Consider the following 4,725-nt stretch of genomic DNA (forward strand, 5'->3'; position numbering starts at 1 on the left):
AGTGATTTCTAAGGAAGTCGGATTACAATCTGTTATTTGTCTTCAACTGGCTCTTTTACGGTTGGGGCAGAATTATTACGAGACTCATAAAAATCTTCGATCGGTCGACCAAGAGCATCGCTGAGACGCTTCAGCGTCCGCATTTTGCGCTCGCGCTCGCGCTCGCGAGCCGCGGCGGCCTGATCCGTCGTGGGAAGACCGAATTCACGGCCGTCACCTTTGTCACGTTCGCCCATCCTGGGCCTGCCGTCACCTGTAACCGTGCGACTGTATAACTGGGTTGCCGAGCAACGAAAAGTTGTGATCCTAGTTTCTGCTCAAGCTGCGGAAAACTCGGGTTGGCGCATGCCGCGTCGGTTATCGGATGACACGCTTTTTTCGGCCTCGCTGCCGTTGACCAACCTCAACATCGGCTTGTGGGAGGACGATGTCGACAACGACTGCATCCGTGGTGATGCCGTGTTCGCTCGGATTTATGGGTTGCTCGACGCCGAGACCACGCAAGGCATTTCATGGTCTCGGCTCGTTTCGATATTCCACCCAGAGGATTTGGCTCTGGATACGGTGCGTCGCCGCCGGGTGCGCGAAGAGGGCGGTTTGTTCGTGTGGGAGCACCGCATCATACCCGTGCCGGGTGTAGTGCGCTGGGTGCTGGCGCGTGGGCATTTCGAGCGAAGTCTGGATGGAGGAATGCGCGGACGCGGCATCCTTATCGACGTCACCGACTCACGGACCGAGGGTTACGTAGATGGCCCGTCGCGCTTCCTTGGAGTGCCCGAGGCGACGTTGTCACCCGCAGAGCGTATGGCCGAGCGCGCACTCGAGCTATGGGAACTGAGGGACGAGTTGAGTGCAGACAGTGCCGCCCGGCTACAGCCGCTTATTCACGCGCTGATGTTTGAGCTCGGCCGCGAAATAGCAGCTTCGCTGCCGGAAGGACGGGCGACCGCGGCACCAAACAGAGGCGGTTCGAAGGTGCACTAAGGCTCATCATCGTAGGCCTGATCAGCCAGGCGGCGGATATATTGATATCGATCGAAGGGCTGGTACCTTGCCTTAGTCCCGAACGGGCTTCGGCTCCGGCTTAGCCGTTCGCATGAGGGTCTGGATCGCTCGCGGCGCTCGACCAGCCTTCTCGGCGATCTCAGCCTCTTGCTGCTCGATCAGTTCGTGGGCCGGCTGATCGCCGTCCAGACCGCCGAGGATCTCCATCGGCACACGCCGGTTCGAGGCGCGGCTGCCGTCCTCGAAGACGACGTCGAACAGGATGGAGCCGCGTTCTTGCGGAAGCTGTCGTGCGCGCTTGGCCATGGCGGCCTGATACCTCTGCAAGCTCGGCTACACCAGAACGCAGACAGCCGCCTCACCTGCCTATCAGGGACTGCAGGTCGTCGCGCTTCATGAGTAGGTCACCGAGGTGCCGTCGATAGAGCTCGATGCTCGCGCGTTCTTGCCTCGCCCCTTCCGCAGACAGGTCCGGGTCTTCGAGAGCTCGCGTCGAGGACCGAACGCTCTCCTCCAGGGTGGCGATCTCGCGCTCGACCTTCTCAAGCTCGGTCACAACAGCTCCTCAATGTGGTCAACCGGACGAGGCCAGACGGACCCATTCGAGGTGACTGGCCTTGGTCGCTCGACTGTGCGCGTCAGCGCCATAGCGGACGAACACAAAGAACCTATCGAACGAGGTCACGACGCCCAGTTCGGGCTCCACCTCCGGGCGGTCACGATAAGCGACCCTGCGACCGATGTCCGATGGGGTCGGTGCGATCATGCTCAATGGGACCCTGTGTGCATCACCGAGATTGCGCAGGCTGCCGACTCGGGTCCCAACGTTGACTTAGCCGTGCGAGCCGGACGACATGGGCTGTTCCGGTCTGACACGCCTCGGCGAGTCGAGAGCCGGCAATTCAGGAGACCGCAGCCGCGAGATAGACCCTGAAAAGCCAACAGCCCCTTCCCGGCAAGGAAGAGGCTGCTGAAAATTCCGAGGGCCTGTGAGGGCCGAGTCGCTTCCCCTCACAAGCCATGAGACCCCCCGGGGTGTCAAGACGGAACCTGTTTCCGTCAACGGGAAGGCTTTGCCTGGACCCTAGCCGCGGCCCGTGAGGGACCGGGTTCGATGAACTATGCCGATGAGATCCGCCGACAGGCGGAGGGGGCCGCGCGCGCCGCATTGCCCGCCATCACGGCGGCGCTCTGGCGCGCCTACAGCGACGGAAAGATCACGGAAGCCGAGGCTGAGTCGCTGTCTGGACTTATTGACGCCCGCCACTCATCCGTCGGTGGACAGAAATCCGGACAGAGCCCGAACCCAACGGCAACAGCCGACGTAGGCTTGACACTTTCGCCCTCAAATCGCGCGGGAAGCTCCAGGAGGCCTGGCGTCGGCTCCCGGCCACGCACGGACGCCTCGATGGAGCGCCGCCGCCGCTGGGCCGCCTCTGGCCGCATGCCGCAGGCTATCGTCGCCCGGTTCACCCTGGCCGAGCAGGCCGTGCTCTCTCTCGTGGCTGCCGAGGTGGCGCGCCGGAAGGACTGTCGGCTCTCGATCGAGAACCTGGCCGCTGTCACCGGCGTGTGCCGCTCGACCGTGAAGAACGCGATCCGCGAGGCGGCACGGCTGGGTCTGCTGACCGTCGAGGAGCGCCAGATCACCGGCTTCCGCAACGACACGAACGTGCTCCGCATCGTCTCGCCGGAGTGGCTGGCGTGGCTGAGGCTGGCGCGGAAGGGGAATACCGCCTGGCCTACCCCTGCCCAAGGGAAGGGTCATCACGGCTCCACCTTCCAAGGGGGAGGGGTCAAAAGCGTGACCAGCACGCCTACTGAAGTTCAACATCTGGGGAAAACGAGGCCAGCAGAACCGAAGAAGGGCTGCCGACGAGCGGCTGGCGACCTCGACCAATCAGGCCGAGCGAGAATTCGCGCGGGTGGTGGGACGGGCCGAGCCATGCGGTGAGGGTCTGCGGGTGTTCGGCAGAGCGGACGAGAAAGCCAGGTTGAGAACGAAACGGTTCTCGCGGCTGACCCGTTGAGGGCGCCATGACCTGCATCGCGATCCTGCTCGAAACCCCGCAGGGGGTACGCTTCCTCGTTGCCGCCACACCGCGGGAGGCTGCGCTGAAGGCCGAGTCCGTTATCGCCGCCATCCCGCAAACCCAGTTGCCCGTTCCAGCCTGGGTCGCGGGAGCTAGCTCTGGTACTGCCGATCTTCTGATGAACTACCTGGCTGATGTGCAGATGGAGCGCGTGCTGGAGGGTGCCCTCTAGAGCCATTCATTCTTGTGGCAGACCTCTCAGGATTTGCTGAAGTCTCGCCTCTTCCCGTCAGTGCGCCCGAGGCGTTCGCGACACCGCAAAGCGTGCGGCGGGCAAGCACGTGACGACAGGCGCTCTCCGGGCCAGTTCCCCGTAGGGCGCCCGTGAGGCCTCGGCCGGGCAGTCGCGTGAGGGTCGGTGCGGCGGGGGAACTGGACACCGCAAGCGCCGGCTCACGGCCCGGATCCCCTCAGCATCGGCCGCGTTGTTCGCCGTCTCACCCACTCGGGCGAGCGCGATAGCGCCCCTATCAAACACGGCAGCGCGGCACGCTCATGTCATCCATTGCGCTGCGTCTTGGGCTGCTTTTGATGCTCCTGCCGCCCAGCCTAGCGAAGGCCGAAACGATCCCTCTGAACGTGCCAATTCTGATGCACGGGTCGATCGGCGACGATGCCTGTCCGGAGAAGGGGCGTGTGATCGAGCTCGGGGCCGAGCCGGAGAGCTTCTTGGTGGTGCAGAGCGGTCCCGGAGAAGCTCCGTTCCGCGAGATCGGTCGCCTGCATGACGGCGACATGGTCGTGGTTTGCGAGAAGCTCGGCCCGTGGCTGGGCGTCGTCTACGGCTCCGCGCTGCTCGGATGCCGGACGACGATCCTCACGCCGGTCGAGCAGAGTTACACCGGCCCCTGCGAGCACGGCTGGGTTCTGGCGCGCTACATCAGCCTCAGCAAAGATCAAAACTAGCGTCGTTTGCCCAGGCAGTAAGCACCTAGACCGCTATTAACCATCGCGTAATGTTCGTTAATAACTCGTTGACGCGACACCGCTGTTTGTGAGGAAATACGTAGGCGGGTCGGTGCCCGCCACGTCTTTCGAGGTCATCATGGTTCGGGTCTCGGCGCTCAGGCTCACGCGTCGCCTGGGTACGCGCTCGCTGGCAAGCCTCGCAGCCCCACCCTTGGCCCTCCTCGCCGGTACGAGCTCCGCCAGCGCTCACGTAAAATGGTTCTGTGCCTACGACGTCGCCGGGCAGCCGCGTGGGCTCGAGCAGGTGCTGTGCGCTGACTTCGAGTGGCTCGCCGGTCTGGCCATCCTGTGCCTGATGTTCGGGTGCCTGGCCGAGGGCACTCCGCTCGGCGGTGCCCTGCTCAACGCGCTGGATCGCGTGACCACCCAGATCCGCACCGACACCGAGCTGCTGGTCCGCGCCACGCTGGGCTTCTTCTTCGTCTCGCTGTGGGGGATGGGCGGCATCATCCTCACCCCCGAACTCAAGACCGACGTCGACGCGATCGGGCATTCCGGGATCATCGTCGTGCTGCTCGGCATTGCCGCCGACGACATGCGCACCGCAGTGCGGGTCCGCGACATCACGTGGGCGCCGGCCTACTACGGTGGTGCGCTCGCGACCTTCCTGGCGCTGTACTACGTCGGTCACGAGGCCCTGTACGAAGGCCTGACCGGC

The 4,725-nt window shown here is 64.0% G+C and carries 7 protein-coding genes and 1 pseudogene; 5 read left to right on the plus strand and 3 right to left on the minus strand.

Annotated features, from left to right (window positions below; translation table 11 throughout):
* Nucleotides 1-32: 32 nt before the first annotated feature.
* On the minus strand, nucleotides 33-236 hold the full coding sequence (locus FV233_RS28105; RefSeq protein ID WP_147899487.1) for a hypothetical protein: 204 nt from the start codon (nucleotides 234-236) through the stop codon (nucleotides 33-35).
* Nucleotides 237-261: 25 nt separating this feature from the next.
* On the opposite strand from FV233_RS28105, the gene FV233_RS28110 reads away from it, so the two are divergent.
* Nucleotides 262-984, plus strand: a complete 723-nt coding sequence (locus FV233_RS28110) for a PAS domain-containing protein (RefSeq protein WP_246690119.1) — start codon at nucleotides 262-264, stop codon at nucleotides 982-984.
* A gap of 72 nt (nucleotides 985-1,056) precedes the next feature.
* On the opposite strand, the gene FV233_RS28115 is transcribed toward FV233_RS28110, so the two are convergent.
* Both FV233_RS28115 and FV233_RS28120 read right to left on the minus strand, forming a co-directional pair.
* Nucleotides 1,057-1,311: a hypothetical protein gene (locus FV233_RS28115; RefSeq protein WP_147855219.1), complete on the minus strand. Its 255-nt coding sequence runs from the start codon at nucleotides 1,309-1,311 to the stop codon at nucleotides 1,057-1,059.
* A 52-nt stretch (nucleotides 1,312-1,363) separates the two neighbouring features.
* Entirely contained in the window at nucleotides 1,364-1,561 is a 198-nt protein-coding gene (locus tag FV233_RS28120) for a hypothetical protein (RefSeq protein WP_147855220.1), read from the minus strand.
* A 558-nt stretch (nucleotides 1,562-2,119) separates the two neighbouring features.
* Here FV233_RS28120 and FV233_RS28125 point away from each other — a divergent pair.
* From FV233_RS28125 to FV233_RS28140, 4 genes and pseudogenes are all read left to right on the plus strand, one after another.
* A complete protein-coding gene (locus tag FV233_RS28125) occupies nucleotides 2,120-2,959 on the plus strand; it encodes a helix-turn-helix domain-containing protein (protein ID WP_147899488.1) in 840 nt (279 codons plus the stop codon).
* 83 nt (nucleotides 2,960-3,042) lie between these two features.
* Nucleotides 3,043-3,270, plus strand: a complete 228-nt coding sequence (locus tag FV233_RS28130; protein WP_147855222.1) for a hypothetical protein — start codon at nucleotides 3,043-3,045, stop codon at nucleotides 3,268-3,270.
* Between the two features lie 323 nt (nucleotides 3,271-3,593).
* A complete protein-coding gene (locus FV233_RS28135; RefSeq protein WP_147899489.1) occupies nucleotides 3,594-4,004 on the plus strand; it encodes an integron in 411 nt (136 codons plus the stop codon).
* A gap of 214 nt (nucleotides 4,005-4,218) precedes the next feature.
* Nucleotides 4,219-4,725: pseudogene (locus FV233_RS28140) on the plus strand (hypothetical protein); the annotation flags it as partial.

Origin of the sequence: Methylobacterium sp. WL7 (assembly GCF_008040085.1) — a bacterium.
GTDB lineage: Bacteria > Pseudomonadota > Alphaproteobacteria > Rhizobiales > Beijerinckiaceae > Methylobacterium > Methylobacterium mesophilicum.

Coding starts and splice junctions, on each gene's coding strand:
- FV233_RS28105 (WP_147899487.1), bottom strand. CDS start 236: ATGGGCGAACGTGACAAAGGTGACGGCCGTGAATTCGGTCTTCCCACG.
- FV233_RS28115 (WP_147855219.1), bottom strand. CDS start 1,311: ATGGCCAAGCGCGCACGACAGCTTCCGCAAGAACGCGGCTCCATCCTG.
- FV233_RS28125 (WP_147899488.1), top strand. CDS start 2,120: ATGAACTATGCCGATGAGATCCGCCGACAGGCGGAGGGGGCCGCGCGC.
- FV233_RS28130 (WP_147855222.1), top strand. CDS start 3,043: ATGACCTGCATCGCGATCCTGCTCGAAACCCCGCAGGGGGTACGCTTC.
- FV233_RS28135 (WP_147899489.1), top strand. CDS start 3,594: ATGTCATCCATTGCGCTGCGTCTTGGGCTGCTTTTGATGCTCCTGCCG.